16 protein-coding genes and 1 tRNA gene are annotated in these 15,034 nt (G+C 37.1%); 4 read left to right on the top strand and 13 right to left on the bottom strand.

What is annotated here, in order from left to right:
• Positions 1–24: 24 nt before the first annotated feature.
• Both QV04_RS06050 and QV04_RS06045 read right to left on the bottom strand, forming a co-directional pair.
• Positions 25–795, bottom strand: a complete 771-nt coding sequence (locus QV04_RS06050) for an ABC transporter permease (protein ID WP_065231154.1) — start codon at positions 793–795, stop codon at positions 25–27.
• Between the two features lie 12 nt (positions 796–807).
• Positions 808–1,737, bottom strand: a complete 930-nt coding sequence (locus QV04_RS06045) for an ABC transporter ATP-binding protein (protein ID WP_065231153.1) — start codon at positions 1,735–1,737, stop codon at positions 808–810.
• Between the two features lie 119 nt (positions 1,738–1,856).
• Between QV04_RS06045 and can the strand changes: the two genes are divergently transcribed.
• The gene (gene can, locus QV04_RS06040) at positions 1,857–2,546 is read left to right on the top strand and encodes a carbonate dehydratase (protein WP_039173798.1); all 690 of its coding nucleotides are present in this window, start codon (positions 1,857–1,859) and stop codon (positions 2,544–2,546) included.
• Positions 2,547–2,552: 6 nt separating this feature from the next.
• Here can and QV04_RS06035 read toward each other — a convergent pair whose 3' ends face one another.
• From QV04_RS06035 to dinB, 3 genes are all read right to left on the bottom strand, one after another.
• Positions 2,553–3,089: an elongation factor P hydroxylase gene (locus QV04_RS06035; protein ID WP_065231152.1), complete on the bottom strand. Its 537-nt coding sequence runs from the start codon at positions 3,087–3,089 to the stop codon at positions 2,553–2,555.
• Positions 3,090–3,165: 76 nt separating this feature from the next.
• On the bottom strand, positions 3,166–4,029 hold the full coding sequence (htpX, locus tag QV04_RS06030) for a protease HtpX (RefSeq protein ID WP_065231151.1): 864 nt from the start codon (positions 4,027–4,029) through the stop codon (positions 3,166–3,168).
• Between the two features lie 101 nt (positions 4,030–4,130).
• Positions 4,131–5,195, bottom strand: a complete 1,065-nt coding sequence (dinB, locus tag QV04_RS06025; RefSeq protein ID WP_039173803.1) for a DNA polymerase IV — start codon at positions 5,193–5,195, stop codon at positions 4,131–4,133.
• Between the two features lie 220 nt (positions 5,196–5,415).
• On the opposite strand from dinB, the gene QV04_RS06020 reads away from it, so the two are divergent.
• Positions 5,416–5,505, top strand: a tRNA-Ser gene (locus tag QV04_RS06020).
• A 239-nt stretch (positions 5,506–5,744) separates the two neighbouring features.
• Here the strand turns inward: QV04_RS06020 and ruvC are convergent.
• The 8 genes from ruvC to mdh all read right to left on the bottom strand — a co-directional run bounded on the left by ruvC (position 5,745) and on the right by mdh (position 13,258).
• Positions 5,745–6,308, bottom strand: a complete 564-nt coding sequence (gene ruvC, locus QV04_RS06015) for a crossover junction endodeoxyribonuclease RuvC (protein ID WP_039173805.1) — start codon at positions 6,306–6,308, stop codon at positions 5,745–5,747.
• Positions 6,309–6,360: 52 nt separating this feature from the next.
• Positions 6,361–7,104, bottom strand: coding sequence for a YebC/PmpR family DNA-binding transcriptional regulator (locus QV04_RS06010; protein ID WP_065233316.1), 744 nt, complete (start codon positions 7,102–7,104; stop codon positions 6,361–6,363).
• A gap of 12 nt (positions 7,105–7,116) precedes the next feature.
• Positions 7,117–7,569, bottom strand: coding sequence for a dihydroneopterin triphosphate diphosphatase (gene nudB / locus QV04_RS06005; protein WP_039173809.1), 453 nt, complete (start codon positions 7,567–7,569; stop codon positions 7,117–7,119).
• Between the two features lie 3 nt (positions 7,570–7,572).
• A complete protein-coding gene (locus tag QV04_RS06000) occupies positions 7,573–8,454 on the bottom strand; it encodes a DUF3298 domain-containing protein (protein WP_065233315.1) in 882 nt (293 codons plus the stop codon).
• A gap of 14 nt (positions 8,455–8,468) precedes the next feature.
• A complete protein-coding gene (gene aspS / locus QV04_RS05995; RefSeq protein ID WP_065233314.1) occupies positions 8,469–10,238 on the bottom strand; it encodes an aspartate--tRNA ligase in 1,770 nt (589 codons plus the stop codon).
• 96 nt (positions 10,239–10,334) lie between these two features.
• Positions 10,335–11,063 (bottom strand): carboxy-S-adenosyl-L-methionine synthase CmoA, encoded by a 729-nt coding sequence (gene cmoA / locus QV04_RS05990; RefSeq protein ID WP_065233313.1) that lies wholly within the window; start codon positions 11,061–11,063, stop codon positions 10,335–10,337.
• Between the two features lie 83 nt (positions 11,064–11,146).
• Complete coding sequence (locus QV04_RS05985) at positions 11,147–12,163, bottom strand: branched-chain amino acid aminotransferase (RefSeq protein WP_065233312.1); 1,017 nt, start codon at positions 12,161–12,163, stop codon at positions 11,147–11,149.
• Positions 12,164–12,325: 162 nt separating this feature from the next.
• The gene (mdh, locus tag QV04_RS05980; RefSeq protein WP_065233311.1) at positions 12,326–13,258 is read right to left on the bottom strand and encodes a malate dehydrogenase; all 933 of its coding nucleotides are present in this window, start codon (positions 13,256–13,258) and stop codon (positions 12,326–12,328) included.
• Between the two features lie 232 nt (positions 13,259–13,490).
• On the opposite strand from mdh, the gene argR reads away from it, so the two are divergent.
• Positions 13,491–13,955, top strand: coding sequence for a transcriptional regulator ArgR (gene argR / locus QV04_RS05975; protein WP_197494800.1), 465 nt, complete (start codon positions 13,491–13,493; stop codon positions 13,953–13,955).
• Between the two features lie 22 nt (positions 13,956–13,977).
• A complete protein-coding gene (locus QV04_RS05970; protein ID WP_065233309.1) occupies positions 13,978–14,868 on the top strand; it encodes a TIGR01777 family oxidoreductase in 891 nt (296 codons plus the stop codon).
• Positions 14,869–15,034: the final 166 nt, after the last annotated feature.

Raw genomic sequence — 15,034 nt, 5'->3', positions numbered from 1 at the left:
CAGAATTCCCCTTCAACCTATTACTTAGGTTCTTAAACCGACACCACGTTTAATTAATTGATAAACAAAACAATATAAGACTACAATAAACAATGCCAACACACTGAAAGTATAATGCAACGGCACATCACTAATACCCAAAAAACCATAACGAAAACCGTTAATCATATAAACAATAGGATTTAATTTAGATACCAATTGCCAAAATTCCGGTAACAAAGAAATAGAATAAAAAACACCTCCCAAATAAGTTAGCGGCGTTAAAACAAAAGTTGGAATAATAGAGGTATCATCAAATGACCGAGCAAATACTGCATTAATCAAACCACCTAAAGAGAATGTTGCCGTTGTCATCAGCAGAATACAGAGAATAACACCCCAAGAATAGACATCAAAACGAACAAAAAAGAGAGAAACCAAGGTAACTAAAAAACCAACAAAAATCCCTCTTGCCATTCCGCCAGAAATATAGCCTAAAATGATAATATGTGGAGAGGTAGGCGACACCAACAATTCTTCAACGTTACGTGCAAATTTCGTACTATAAAAAGATGAAGCAACATTAGCGAATGAATTGGTGATTGCCGACATCATAATTAAACCCGGAACAATAAATTGCATATAACTTACACCATTCATTTCACCGATTCGCCCACCAATTAATTTTCCGAAAATCACAAAATAAAGCATCATAGTGATTACTGGTGGCACCAAAGTCTGCACCCAAATACGCATAAATCGTTGAATTTCTTTGCGTAAAATCGTTTTATAGGCAACCCAAGATAGTAACGACATTTATATCTCCTCCTATTTTGCTTTATCAGCATCTGATTTATTTAACGCCATACTGACAAACAACTCTTCTAATCGATTTGCCTTATTACGCATACTTAACACTGTGATATCCTGTTTTTCCAGTTCAAAAAAGAGCCTATTTAACCCCTGTTCACGATGCACTTCCACCTCTAAAGTTACAGGATCAATAATTTTAACGGAATAATCGCTTAAATTCACCGCAGAGACGCTATGCGCAAGATCCAAAATGAACGTTTCTGTTTCCAATTTTGATAACAGAGATTTCATCGAGGTATTTACCACTAATCTCCCCTGCTGAATAATACCAATATTCCGGCACAACATTTCCGCTTCTTCCAAATAATGCGTTGTTAAAATAATTGTGGTTCCCTGCTGATTCAGTTCTTGTAAAAATTGCCACATAGTACGGCGTAATTCAATATCCACACCGGCTGTTGGCTCATCCAAAATTAATAAGCGAGGTTTATGCATCAATGCACGAGCAATCATTAAACGGCGCTTCATTCCACCAGACAACTGCATTGATTTTTGATAACGTTTATCCCATAAATCCAATTTTTTTAACCAAATTTCTGACCGTTTTAACGCTTCCTGACGAGGCACACCGTAATAACCGGCCTGATTAGTTAAAATATCAATCACTTTCTCAAAATTATTGAAATTAAATTCTTGAGGTACTATTCCCAGCTGTTTTTTCAACTCACTCTGTTGTGTATCCAAATCATAACCGAATACTTTTACTTGACCACTCGTCTTATTCACTAAAGAACTAATAATACCAATTGTGGTAGATTTTCCTGCCCCGTTATGTCCAAGTAGAGCATAAAAATCTCCCTCTTTTACAGTAAGATCGATACCGTGCAATGCTTTAAAGCCATTGCGATATGATTTTGTTAATTGCTTAATTTCTAATGCAAACATTAATGATCCTTCAATTATTTTCTTATTGCTGATGAAAATGTCATAGGCAGGTAGGATTTTATCGGTATAATGCAAAACGCTCGACAATAATAACATATCTTCAATATTAAGGTGTAACAATGAAGAAAATAGAACAGCTATTTGCCAATAATTTCAAGTGGGCAACAGAGATGAAAGAGCAACACGCAGATTATTTTGCTCAACTTGCTGAACATCAAAAACCAACTTACCTTTGGATTGGCTGCTCCGATAGTCGTGTTCCTGCCGAAAAATTAACAAACTTAGGCCCTGGAGAATTATTTGTGCATCGCAATGTCGGCAATCAAGTTATTCATACTGATCTAAATTGTCTATCTGTGGTGCAATATGCCGTTGATGTGCTTGATATTGAGCATATCATTATTTGTGGTCATACTAATTGTGGTGGCATTCACGCAGCGATCAGTAATCAAGAACTTGGTTTAATTAATAACTGGCTACTACATATTCGCGATATTTGGTTCAAACATAGCCATCTATTAGGAAAATTGTCACCGGAACAACGTGCAGATGTTTTAACCAGAATTAATGTTGCCGAACAGGTGTATAACTTGGGGATGTCCTCTATCGTACGTTCCGCTTGGAATCGTGGCAAAAAACTCTCACTTCACGGTTGGGTTTACGATGTTAGTGACGGTTTTCTCATCGATCAAGGTGTAATCGCTACTAGTCGAGAAACATTGGAGATCACTTACCGCCAAGCTATTGCCAAATTACTCTTAGAATATGTTGATCAACCACAATCAGTACCAGATTCCAAACTCAAATAGAAAATCTTAAATCTTGTCGACATCAAATTCGGCAAGATTAATCTCTAATGGTCGTTGATAAAATTTTGCTAATGCGAGGCGAAGTTTTTCCGCTCTTTTTGGTAGCCCTTTTTCCACATAGTTACAAACTTGTTGATATACGGCTTGCTTAAAAGGTTGTGTATTCCCAGGATTACCATTCAAATTATCAACACTAGCAAAATAACGAAAACCAGCTGCATTAGCTAAAATCCATTCCAAAGCTTGCGGCTTTACCTCTACTTTTTCAAATTCTCTTTGCTGATCTTCGCTACGTCCATCAGGCTCATACCAATAGCCAAAATCTTCCAACTCTCTCCGTGCTTTACCTGCAACCAACCAATGCGCTATTTCGTGTAAACCGCTGCTATAAAATCCGCGTGCAAAACAGATTGCGTGATAAGGTCGTACTTTCGTTGCAGGCAAATAGACAGGTTCATCCCCACCTTTTTCTAATTTTGTATTATATTCTTCATAAAAACAGTGATTAAAAATTGCCATTAAATCTTCTATTTTATGTTCCATTATGCCTTCCCTAAAAAATAATTAATGCCTTAATTACAATAATTAAGGCATTAACCAATCATAATAACTTGACGAATTATTTTAAATTTTGTAACGCTTCAATACGTTTTTCTAATGGTGGATGGCTCATAAATAAACTTGCTAAACCACTTCTTTTACCATTGATAGCAAATGCCGCCAACTGACCGTTAAGCTCTTCCGGTTCGTGAATTGATTGTAAACGACGCAATGCTGCGATCATTTTCTCTTTTCCTACAAGCCGAGCTGATCCGGCATCTGCGTGAAACTCACGATAACGTGAAAACCACATTGCAATAATACTGGCTAAGAAACCAAATACGATTTCTAATACCATTGATACTAGGAAGTAGATACCTGAATTTGAGCTACTTTCTTCATCATTACTACGGCTTTGTGCCGCCACACTGGCAATTAAACGTGAAAGGAAAATGACAAACGTATTCAACACACCTTGCAACAATGTCATTGTTACCATATCACCATTACCGATATGGCTAACTTCGTGAGCCAACACAGCTTCCGCTTCATCTCTTGTCATACTGTTCAATAGACCAGTACTTACTGCAACCAAAGAATTATTTTTACTTGCTCCAGTAGCAAATGCATTTACATCCGCAGAGTGATAAATCGCCACTTCCGGCATTGGTAAACCAAGTTTTTCAGTCTGTTGCTTAACAGTATGAATCAACCAACGTTCTGTTTCATTTTGTGGATTTACAATTACTTCAGCGCCAACAGCACGTTTTGCCATTGTTTTTGATAAAAATAATGAAATTAATGAACCACTGAAACCAAATAATGCAGCAAAAATTAACAACCCTGTCGCTTCTTGGGCTCGAATACCCGTGAGCGTTAGAATAATATTAAACACAAATAAAACAGCCATATTTGTGATTAAAAATAAAGCAATACGCATCATATACGATCTTCTCCTTTTCATAATGCTTCTGTGCAAATTGTGCTTTTATATAGCATTTCTTTATCAATTTTCAAGAGTTTAAAAAATTTTTTTATTCAAAATTAATCCCAAAGACTCATTTGCTGCTGTTGATGTGGTGATGGTAAATGAAGATTCAGACCGATTAAACGCACTTTTCGCCCGTAACTTCGCTGCCAGGCAATCTCTAACAGTTGCTGAAAATTCCAAAATTCACACATCAATCCACTTTTTTCTACTGTTGTAATTTGAAAATCAGAAAATTTTAGCTTTACGCCTAATTTAAAAGATTGTTCTGAAATATTAACAGAGTAACGATGCAAACGTTCTATCAACTGTTGATATAATTTTTCAACTGTCGACAAACTTTGTGATAATTCAGCCAAATCAACTATTAATGTTTCCTCAACTCCAATTGATTTTCGCTCTCTATATGGCTGTACTCTCCTTCCATCATTAGCGTGACTAAATTGCCAAATCCGTTCCCCTATTTTACCTAACTGATCATACAATATATGTCTTGGAAAATGCCGCACATCCTCGCAAGTTATTAGCCCCATTGCAGATAGTTTTTCTGTTACCACCTTCCCCACACCGGGAATTTTAGATAGCGTTAAATTTTTTACAAATTCATCCACTTCACTTGGTGAAATAACAAACATTCCATTCGGTTTATTTTTCTCAGAAGCTATTTTGGCTAAAAATTTTAATGGTGCAACACCGGCTGACGCAGTTAAATGGAGTTCCTTCTCAATATCGTGCCTAATTGCCTGTGCGATCCAAGTTGCCGATCCAGAATAAGCATTAGATGCCGTTACGTCCAAATAAGCTTCATCTAATGAAAGCGGTTCAATAATATCAGTATACCGTTGAAAAATGTGATGTAATTGCCGTGATACCTCTTTATATAGTGGCATATTAACCGGTAACAAAATTAAATCAGGACAACGCCTCAATGCCTGTGCACTGGACATTGCACTATGCAATCCATAACGCCTTGCAATATAGTTACACGTTGCTAAAACGCCACGTTGTTGGGGCAAACCACCAACGGCGACAGGCTGATTAGCTAAAGCTGGATTATCTCGAATTTCTATTGCCGCATAAAAACAATCCATATCAATATGAATAATTTTTTGCACTGTCATTATGTTTTCTTATTAAGTTAATAAATATAAAACATTTTACACAATACTGTATAAAAATACAGTTGTTTACTACTTAACTTCTCTATTTTGAATAAGTAAAAACCAATCACTAGCATTTTATGACTAATAATCAAGCAACTATTCAAAATATGATTTTCATTACTTGACTTACCATTTTGAAATCCGTATTATTCACACCGCTGAAAACAAGCTATCCTGCGGAGGAATGGTCGAGTGGTTGAAGGCACCGGTCTTGAAAACCGGCGAGGATTTACGTCCTCCAAGAGTTCGAATCTCTTTTCCTCCGCCATCTCATTTCTTAAAAAACCATAAGTTTGAAAAATAACTTACGGCTTTTTGTTTTTACTCTTTATGCCAACCTTGCCGCCACTGCTTATTTAATCGTTCTCAATATCAATGACTATCTAAATGAAATGCTATAAAGCCTCTTCGTTTAAATACGGTAAATTTCTAACATTTTCTATGACAAGTCACAAAGGATAGTAAAATATTGAATAAAAATTATGAAGATAATAAAAAGACTAAACACTATTTCAATCTAAAACGCCCTCGACTATAACGTGTCTTCAGTAACGCCGTATTGGCGCTTAATGTTGATTGTGTTGTTATCGCTACCTGCAACGAATGTTGCATAGTATGTGCGTGCGTAATTGCAATCGCTAACGCGTCAGCAGCATCTGCTTGTGGAGATGCGGACAAATGCAAAATTTTGGTGACCATATGTTGCACTTGCTTTTTATCCGCCGAACCAATACCAACAACAGTTTGTTTCACTAATCTGGCAGCATATTCAAATACAGGCAAATTTTGATTTGTTGCAGCTACAATCGCCACACCTCTAGCCTGCCCTAACTTTAATGCTGAATCGGCATTCTTTGCCATAAAAACCTGTTCAATAGATAACATATCAGGTTGAAATTGCGTAATAATTTCCGTTACGCCACTATAAATCCGTTGCAATCGGGTCGGCAGATCATCCACAGCAGTACGAATCACACCGCTGCCTAAATAGGTCAGTTGTTTACCCTGTTGTTTAATCACACCATATCCGGTTAAGCGAGAACCGGGGTCAATACCAAGAATAATTGACATAACAGAAAAAATAAAAAAATAGGGCGAATTCGCCCTATTTTTAAAAGTTAAATTATTCTAAAGTTGCAGCGACTTCATCGCTTATATCACCATTGTGATAAACGTTCTGAACATCATCACAATCTTCCAACATATCAACTAAACGCATTAATTTTGGTGCAGTTTCCACATCCAATTCTGCAGTAGTTGAAGGGATCATTGTTACTTCAGCTTCATCAATTTTGAAACCAGCCTTTTCCAAAGCATCACGAACAGCCCCCAATCCTTCCCAAGCTGTATAAATTTCAAAACTGCCGTCATCTTGAGGCTGAATATCATCCGCACCAGCCTCAATTGCTGCTTCCATTAACGCATCTTCATCCGCCTCATTAATTAAAATTAACCCTTTACGAGTAAATAAATATGCTACCGAACCATCCGTTCCCAAGTTACCGCCAGATTTAGTAAAAGCGTGACGCACCTCAGAAACAGTACGTTTACGATTGTCCGTTAAGCACTCAACGATAATTGCTGTACCACCTGGGCCATAACCTTCGTAAACAATAGATTCCATATTGGTATCATCACCGCCACCAGCACCACGTTGAATTGCACGATTAATAGTATCACGAGTCATATTATTGGATAATGCCTTATCCACTGCTGTACGCAAGCGTGGATTTGCTCCTACGTCCGCACCACCTAATTTAGCTGCAGTAACCAACTCACGAATTAATTTAGTAAAAATTTTACCGCGTTGTGCATCTTGTGCCGCTTTGCGGTGTTTAATATTAGCCCATTTACTATGACCAGCCATGAAAAATCCTCTTTAATTTTCAATAGGTTGATATATTACAAATTTCTCTATCGCTTGCGCGTTATTCCAAGATTTCGTCATCTTAACTGCCTCGTCTGCTTCAACCCAACGATAAGCCAGATGTTCACTTAATATAACATTCTGCTCTTCATTCAACGGCAAAGTAAACCAATATTCATGACAATGCGTTACATTAGGGGCATAACGTTGCCGAAATTGGGCAAAGATTTCAAAATCAACTTCATAATGACAATCGTTTAATTTAAACGGAAGTTTGGAAATATCCAATTGCAACTCTTCGAATACTTCTCGCTGTGCAGCCTGTAATGGAGTTTCTCCCGGTTCCAAACTGCCTGATACCGATTGCCAAAAATCCTGATCGTCTTTACGTTGCAACATCAAGACACGTTTTGTGGTGCGACAATATACCACAACTAAAACCGATTCAGGGTGTTTATATTTCATCATTTATTCAGAAATAGTCGTTTTAGTGGTATTAAATAAATATTCTGGCTTAACAATATCGATTAATCTTGAATATGGAATTAACAATTGGATCTCGCCTTCCGCAAAACTGCCCAACATATAAGGAAAATAATCCAATAATAAGCCGTTATAAGCAAATGCAAAATTATTTGTCGGTTCTGCAATCCACCCACTATCTTCTCTTTCTAAAAGGCGTTTCTCCGCTTTTGCCTGATCCGGTTCAGATTCCGCTACAGAAATATATTCAAGATAAGCATCTCTCAGTAATTCGGAAAATTCTCGTTGTTTACCCGGTAACAAAATATCATCCAAATCTAATAATTTTTTTGTTTTTAAATCAAAATTATAAAAACTTGTACCATAAATACCGTGAGCTCCACCGGTAAAGGCATAGTAATAAGTCACAAACATTGCCAATTGGTTATTTTGTGCAAGAAACCGTGGTTTATATTCTAATGAATATCCTACAGGCATCCCCTCATTACTATCAAACAATCGTTCAACATTTGCTATAAATTCCTTTTTCAATTTATCAACGGGCAATTTATCCCATTGTGCCTGCTTTTCTTCAATTTCTCTATCAGAAAGTGTATAACTATCAAATTTTAATAGTGAACGCGCAGCCTTTTGAAAATAAGGATCAATCCAATCAATATTTGTCTTTAATGTATAAAGATCCATCTGATAACAACGTTCCTTTATACATTTCTCAGCCTGTAAAAATGGCTCAGGCTGTGCAATAACTACTGGAACAACTTCCTTATCAACCGGCAATGAACTTAACGCTTCTGCAGTACTGCTTTCTTTACAAGAAAACAGCGCTAAGCCAGCAATTCCCAACAAGCTCCATTTAATGAGATTCATTATATCTCCTTCGTTTAGTTTTTTGCCTTAACCACTTGGATTGATAATTCCTGCAACGCCGCCGGATTTGCTACACTAGGTGCTTCGGTCATCAAGCAGGCTGCTGCAGTCGTTTTAGGAAATGCAATAACATCACGGATATTTTCCGTACCTGTCAGCAACATTGTCAAGCGGTCAAGACCGAATGCTAAACCAGCGTGCGGAGGTGTGCCATATTTCAATGCATCAAGCAAAAAGCCGAATTTTTCATATTGTTCCTGTTCATCAATACCTAGAATACGGAAAACAGTCTGTTGCATTTTCGGATCAAAAATACGAACGGAACCACCGCCCACTTCGTAGCCATTAATCACCATATCATACGCATTGGCAACTGCATCAACCGGTGATTTTTCCAATTCTTCAGGGGTAACATGTGCTGGTGAAGTGAATGGATGGTGCATTGCTGCCAAACCACCTTCACCATCGTCTTCAAACATTGGAAAATCAATTACCCATAAAGGAGCCCATTGATCTAATTGAGTTAAGCCACAATCACGACCTAATTTTAAACGTAATGCTCCCATTGCATCCGTAACTACTTTGTAAGTATCAGCACCGAAGAAAATAATATCGCCGCTTTGTGCTTGTAAACGTTCAAGTAACGCTGTAACAACTTCTGCGGATAAGAATTTAGCAATCGGACTTTGAATACCATCAATACCGGCATTAACATCATTGACTTTCATCCACGCTAAACCTTTCGCACCATAAATAGTGACAAACTGGGTATACTCATCGATTTGTTTACGAGTAATATGTGAACCATTCGGTACACGAATAGCCGCAATACGACCTTTAGGATCATTTGCTGGTCCACTAAATACTTTAAAATCAACTTCTTTTAATAAATCAGCAACATCCACCATTTCCAATGGATTACGCAAATCCGGTTTATCAGAGCCGAAACGACGCATTGCTTCCGCATAAGTCATAATTGGGAATGTACCTAAATCAACACCTAAAATTTCCAGCCATAAACCGTGAATCATCTCTTCCATAATGGCACGCACTTCCGGTGCAGTAAGGAATGAGGTTTCCACATCAATCTGTGTAAATTCAGGCTGACGATCAGCACGTAAATCTTCATCACGGAAACATTTTACAATTTGATAATAACGATCAAAGCCAGACATCATTAATAGCTGTTTAAACAGCTGCGGAGATTGTGGTAATGCATAGAATTTGCCTTTATGCACACGACTTGGCACAAGATAATCACGTGCACCTTCTGGTGTTGCTTTAGTCAACATTGGCGTTTCAATATCTAAGAAGCCGTGGCTGTCCATAAAACGGCGTACATAACTAGTAATTTTGGCACGTGTTTTTAAACGTTGTGCCATTTCTGGTCGACGTAAATCCAAATAACGGTATTTAAGACGCTGTTCTTCCGTATTATTTTGATTGAAATCTAGAGGTAAAACCTCAGAAGCGTTATAAATCAAAACATCAGTTGCAGAAACTTCCACTTCACCGGTCACCATATTTCTATTAATTTGGTTTTCTGGACGGGCTATTACTTGTCCTTTAATTTGAATACAATATTCACTGCGTAAATTTGCCGCTTTTTCAAAGGCTTGTTGATTTTTTGGATCGATAAAAACTTGTACAATTCCTTCACGATCACGCATATCGATAAAAATTAAACCGCCTAAATCACGACGACGATGAACCCAACCACTAAGAGTAACTTCCTGACCAATATGGCTGCGATTTAATGCACCGCAATAATGTGAACGCATCATAAAATAAATCCTTGTTGTATATAATTTAGCTAAAATAATTTGATTCGGGCGATTATAGCGAAAATCAACCCTACTTTGAATTGGAAAATAGCCTGTTTACGCTTTAATTGCAAGCATAGAACCAAAGTTAAAACATTGAAACCACATTTCAATATGATTGAAACCTATATGTTGCAAAAGTTTCTTTTGATGTTCGATGCTATCAGTCTTCATCACATTTTCCAATGCAGTACGTTTCTGACTTACTTCCAATTCACTATAGCCATTAGCTCGCTTAAATTCGTGGTGCAAATCAATCAAAAGGTCATTGACTATATCATCTTCAAAACGATATTTTTCCGATAACACTAAAATTCCCCCCGAATTTAAACCTTGATAAATCTTAGTTAGTAATGCTTCTCTATCTTCCGGTGGAATAAATTGTAATGTAAAATTCAACACAACCATTGATGCATTCTGGATGTCTATTCTACGAATATCGTCACAAAAAATTTCAACCGGAACCTCACTATGATAAGCTGCCAAATGCTGCCGACAACGTTGTACCATAGCTTCAGAATTATCAATACCAATAATTTTAACGCCATCACAATGAACGTTACGGCGTACAGATAATGTTGCTGCACCACGAGAACAACCTAGATCATAAACTTGTGTATGCGGTTGCACAAAACGAGCCGCCAACATGCCGATAGCCGTAATAATATTAGAATATCCCGGAATTGAACGTTGAATCATATCAGGAAAGACTTCCGCAACACGCTCATCAAAAGTAAAATCACCTAATTTTTCAATAGGTGCAGAAAAAATTGTATCTTTAGACATATGGATAAATAGGAAAGTAAACTTTTTAACTCAAAAATATACTGGGAGAAATCAGGTAGGCCTGAACGCCCACCCTATAAAATTTATTCGACTTTGAAAATCCAACCTTCCGGTGCTTCAATATCGCCGAATTGAATGCCGGTCAATTCTTTATAAAGTTTTTGTGTAACAGGCCCAACTTCGGTTTCAGAATAAAATACGTGAAAATCATTGCCATACTGAATACCTCCAATTGGACTGATAACAGCAGCAGTCCCACAGGCTCCGGCTTCAGTAAATTGATCCAACTGATTAATATAAACATCGCATTCAATTGCTTTTAAGCCTAAGCGTTTTTCCGCAAGATAAAGCAATGAATATTTAGTAATACTAGGCAAAATAGACGGTGAATATGGTGTAATAAATTCATTATTTTTTGTGATACCAAAAAAGTTAGCGGAACCCACTTCTTCAATCTTAGTATGTGTGGCCGGATCAAGGTAAATACAATCACTAAAATTACGTTTGTGTGCATCAGCTCCCGGAAGCAAACTCGCTGCATAGTTGCCTCCCACTTTCGCAGCACCAGTACCTTGCGGAGCTGCCCGATCATAATTAGAAACAATAAAGTTTGTAGGTTTTAATCCACCTTTAAAATAAGCGCCTACCGGACAACAAAACACAGTAAAAATATATTCTTTCGCTGGATGCACTCCAATATTTTCGCCAACGCCAATCAATAATGGGCGCAAATAAAGTGTAGCTCCAGTACCATAAGGTGCTACCCATTCTTCATTAGCTTTAACGACCTGCTTACAAGCATCAATAAACATTTCTACTGGCACGTGTGGCATTAAAAGACGATCACAACTACGCTGCATACGTTTTGCATTTTCATCCGGACGGAATAGATTAATTGAACCGTCTTTGCAACGATAAGCTTTTAATCCTTCAAAACATTGCTGACCATAATGCAATGCAGGAGAACCTTCATGCATAACAAGTTGGTTATCTTTGGTCAATTCGCCTTTTGACCATTTGCCATCTTTCCAATATGCAATGTAACGATAATCGGTTTTAATATAGCTAAAACCTAAATTTTTCCAGTCAATATCTTTCATAATTCTTCCTTAATTTGTTGTGTCCTAAAAATTAGATATTAATCTACACCATAATAACGGCTTTGCAAGTATTTCTAACTGAGAGTGGGCTTTTTATAAGCAAAAACAAAAAGTGCGACTTTTATGAGCCGCACTTTTTATTATCAAGAGTTAAGGAGAATTTTATTTAACAAAATTTTCACCTAATTCAATGTCTGCTTTTAAAGTCGGCAACATTGCTTCAACTGCTGCTTTTTCAAATTCACTCAATGGGCCAATCGGCAATAATGCTTCAACACCTTCTTTACCTAAACGAACAGGTTGTGCAAAGAAGCGTGCGTATTCACCATTACCTTCAACATAAGTACATTCAACTACTTTTTCACCATTTAATGCACGCACAAGCGATAATGCAAAACGTGCAGCTGCTTGAGCCATAGATAATGTTGCAGAACCACCACCAGCTTTTGCATTAACAACTTCTGTACCAGCATTTTGGATACGTTTTGTTAACGGTTCGATCTCTTCCTCTTTCCATTCAACATAATGTACTTGTGATAATAATGGGAGAATGGTTACACCTGAGTGACCTCCAATAACCGGAACTTGTACTTTGCTAACATCAACATTTTTCAATTCAGCCACAAAAGTTTCTGAACGAAGAGTATCCAAAGTGGTCACACCGAAAAGTTTACGTTTGTCGTAAACACCAGCTTTTTTCAACACTTCTGCAGCAATTGCCACAGTAGTATTTACCGGATTAGTAATAATACCGACGCAAGCTTTTGGACAAGTTGCAGCTACTTTTTCAATTAAGTTTTTCACGATACCAGCATTGATATTGAACAAATCAGAACGATCCATACCAGGTTTACGTGCTACACCTGCTGAAATTAATACAACATCCGCACCTTCAAGTGCAGGAGTAGGATCTTCACCGGCAAAACCTTTAACGGTAACCGCTGTCGGAATGTGGCTTACATCAACTGCCACGCCCGGAGTAACCGGAGCGATATCATATAACGCCAAATCAGAACCTGCCGGCAATTGTAGTTTCAATAATAAAGATAATGCTTGACCAATTCCGCCTGCCGCACCTAAAACAGCAACTTTCATTTGTATACTCCTTAATGGTTAGATAAATAATTAATGAAGAAATTCTATTCCTACTGTAACAAATTTTCAAACAAATAAATTCAATATTGAGAGCTATGCCACATTTTCTAACAAAAGTTTGATTTATTTTCAGAAAAAATACCACTCAACTATTTTTATGCAGTATAATTCCAATTTAATCTTCATTTCTGCATTTTTATGCAAAATTTATGCAATTCTTATCTTGGTTACTATGGAAAATAAACAAGAAAAATTATTTTCAGCATTTAAATCTTTATTAGCAGAAGAAAAATTCAGTTCACAAAGTGAAATTGTCAACGCTTTAACCGATATGGGCTTTAAAAATATTAATCAATCCAAGGTTTCAAGGATGTTAGCAAAATTTGGTGCAGTGCGGACTAGAAACACAAAAATGGAAATGGTTTATTGTCTACCGAATGAGTTAAGCGTGCCGACAACCTCCAGCCCATTAAAAAATTTAGTACTAGATATCGATCACAATAACCACCTTATTGTGATTAAAACCAGTCCAGGTGCGGCACAATTAATTGCACGCTTATTAGATTCCGTCAGTAAAGCTGAAGGTATTTTAGGAACTATTGCCGGTGATGACACTATTTTCGTATCACCGACAAAAGATATTCAAATTGATCAACTTATAGAGAATATTCAAGCATTATTCAACGATTCTCTATAATTTCTCACAGAGAGGGAAGAGTATGAATATACTAATCACAGGCGGTACAGGTTTTATTGGTCGAGCAGTATTGAAACAACTCGAAAGTGAAGGGAATCAAATTACGCTCATTTCTCGTTCACCAGAAATATATCGTTCTCAATTTTCCACCAAAACGACTATTCTTTCTTCTTTATCATCTTTCAAGAATTTAGATACATTTGACGCTGTAATTAACCTTGCCGGCGAGCCTATTTTTGATAAACCTTGGGATAATGAACAAAAGAAATGTTTGATAGATAGCCGTGTGCATATTACACAACAATTGGTTGAACTGATTAACAGAAGCAATCAACCACCACATACCTTTATTTCCGGCTCTGCTACTGGTTATTATGGGCATAATAATCAAACTACACTCACTGAAAAAATGCCTGCTGCTAATGATTTTCAAGGTCAACTCTGCAAACAATGGGAAAATACCGCTTTACAAGCGAATACACGAGTCTGTTTATTACGTACCGGCTTAGTATTAGGCAGTTACGGCGGTCTGTTAGCAAAAATTCTACCATTATATAATCACTGGTTTGGCGGTAAATTAGGTAATGGTCAACAGATTTGGTCTTGGATCAGTCTTCCGGATATGGTTAATGCGATTATTTTTCTATTAAAAAACCCTCAGTGCAGCGGTGCTTTTAATTTAGTTTCACCAAATCCGGTCAGCAATCAGGAATTCAATAAAACTTTAGCAAAACTGATGAAGCGTATTGCTATCTGCCACGTTCCTGCGTGGTTATTACGCTTAATTTGGGGCGAGCGAGCTTCATTATTGCTAAATAGTCAGAAAGTTTATCCAGAAAAACTGCTAAAAGCCGGTTTTCAATTCACGCTGCCAACCTTAGCAGATGCCTTAAACAAAATTCTGAAAAACTGATTGTTTAAATATTGGTAATCACTGAAATAGCTTGCGGGAGGATCAAATCTCCCGTACTATCGCTACATCTTTTTTGTTTTCATCTCTTTTATTCAAATCGAAAACAAATCTATTTTAATCTTTTTCAATGCATTAAAACGCTGTAATTACTAACAATAACAAAATA

The sequence above is a fragment of the Gallibacterium genomosp. 1 genome (assembly GCF_001678575.1).
Classification (GTDB): domain Bacteria; phylum Pseudomonadota; class Gammaproteobacteria; order Enterobacterales; family Pasteurellaceae; genus Gallibacterium.
The sequence above is the reverse complement of the archived record's forward strand: the minus strand, read 5'-3'. Positions and strand labels throughout refer to the sequence as shown.

Excerpts from the sequence above, each read along its gene's own strand:
- QV04_RS06050 (WP_065231154.1), bottom strand. The coding sequence starts at position 795 with ATGTCGTTACTATCTTGGGTTGCCTATAAAACGATTTTACGCAAAGAA.
- QV04_RS06045 (WP_065231153.1), bottom strand. The coding sequence starts at position 1,737 with ATGTTTGCATTAGAAATTAAGCAATTAACAAAATCATATCGCAATGGC.
- can (WP_039173798.1), top strand. The coding sequence starts at position 1,857 with ATGAAGAAAATAGAACAGCTATTTGCCAATAATTTCAAGTGGGCAACA.
- QV04_RS06035 (WP_065231152.1), bottom strand. The coding sequence starts at position 3,089 with ATGGAACATAAAATAGAAGATTTAATGGCAATTTTTAATCACTGTTTT.
- htpX (WP_065231151.1), bottom strand. The coding sequence starts at position 4,029 with ATGATGCGTATTGCTTTATTTTTAATCACAAATATGGCTGTTTTATTT.
- dinB (WP_039173803.1), bottom strand. The coding sequence starts at position 5,195 with ATGACAGTGCAAAAAATTATTCATATTGATATGGATTGTTTTTATGCG.
- ruvC (WP_039173805.1), bottom strand. The coding sequence starts at position 6,308 with ATGTCAATTATTCTTGGTATTGACCCCGGTTCTCGCTTAACCGGATAT.
- QV04_RS06010 (WP_065233316.1), bottom strand. The coding sequence starts at position 7,104 with ATGGCTGGTCATAGTAAATGGGCTAATATTAAACACCGCAAAGCGGCA.
- nudB (WP_039173809.1), bottom strand. The coding sequence starts at position 7,569 with ATGAAATATAAACACCCTGAATCGGTTTTAGTTGTGGTATATTGTCGC.
- QV04_RS06000 (WP_065233315.1), bottom strand. The coding sequence starts at position 8,454 with ATGAATCTCATTAAATGGAGCTTGTTGGGAATTGCTGGCTTAGCGCTG.
- aspS (WP_065233314.1), bottom strand. The coding sequence starts at position 10,238 with ATGATGCGTTCACATTATTGCGGTGCATTAAATCGCAGCCATATTGGT.
- cmoA (WP_065233313.1), bottom strand. The coding sequence starts at position 11,063 with ATGTCTAAAGATACAATTTTTTCTGCACCTATTGAAAAATTAGGTGAT.
- QV04_RS05985 (WP_065233312.1), bottom strand. The coding sequence starts at position 12,163 with ATGAAAGATATTGACTGGAAAAATTTAGGTTTTAGCTATATTAAAACC.
- mdh (WP_065233311.1), bottom strand. The coding sequence starts at position 13,258 with ATGAAAGTTGCTGTTTTAGGTGCGGCAGGCGGAATTGGTCAAGCATTA.
- argR (WP_197494800.1), top strand. The coding sequence starts at position 13,491 with ATGGAAAATAAACAAGAAAAATTATTTTCAGCATTTAAATCTTTATTA.
- QV04_RS05970 (WP_065233309.1), top strand. The coding sequence starts at position 13,978 with ATGAATATACTAATCACAGGCGGTACAGGTTTTATTGGTCGAGCAGTA.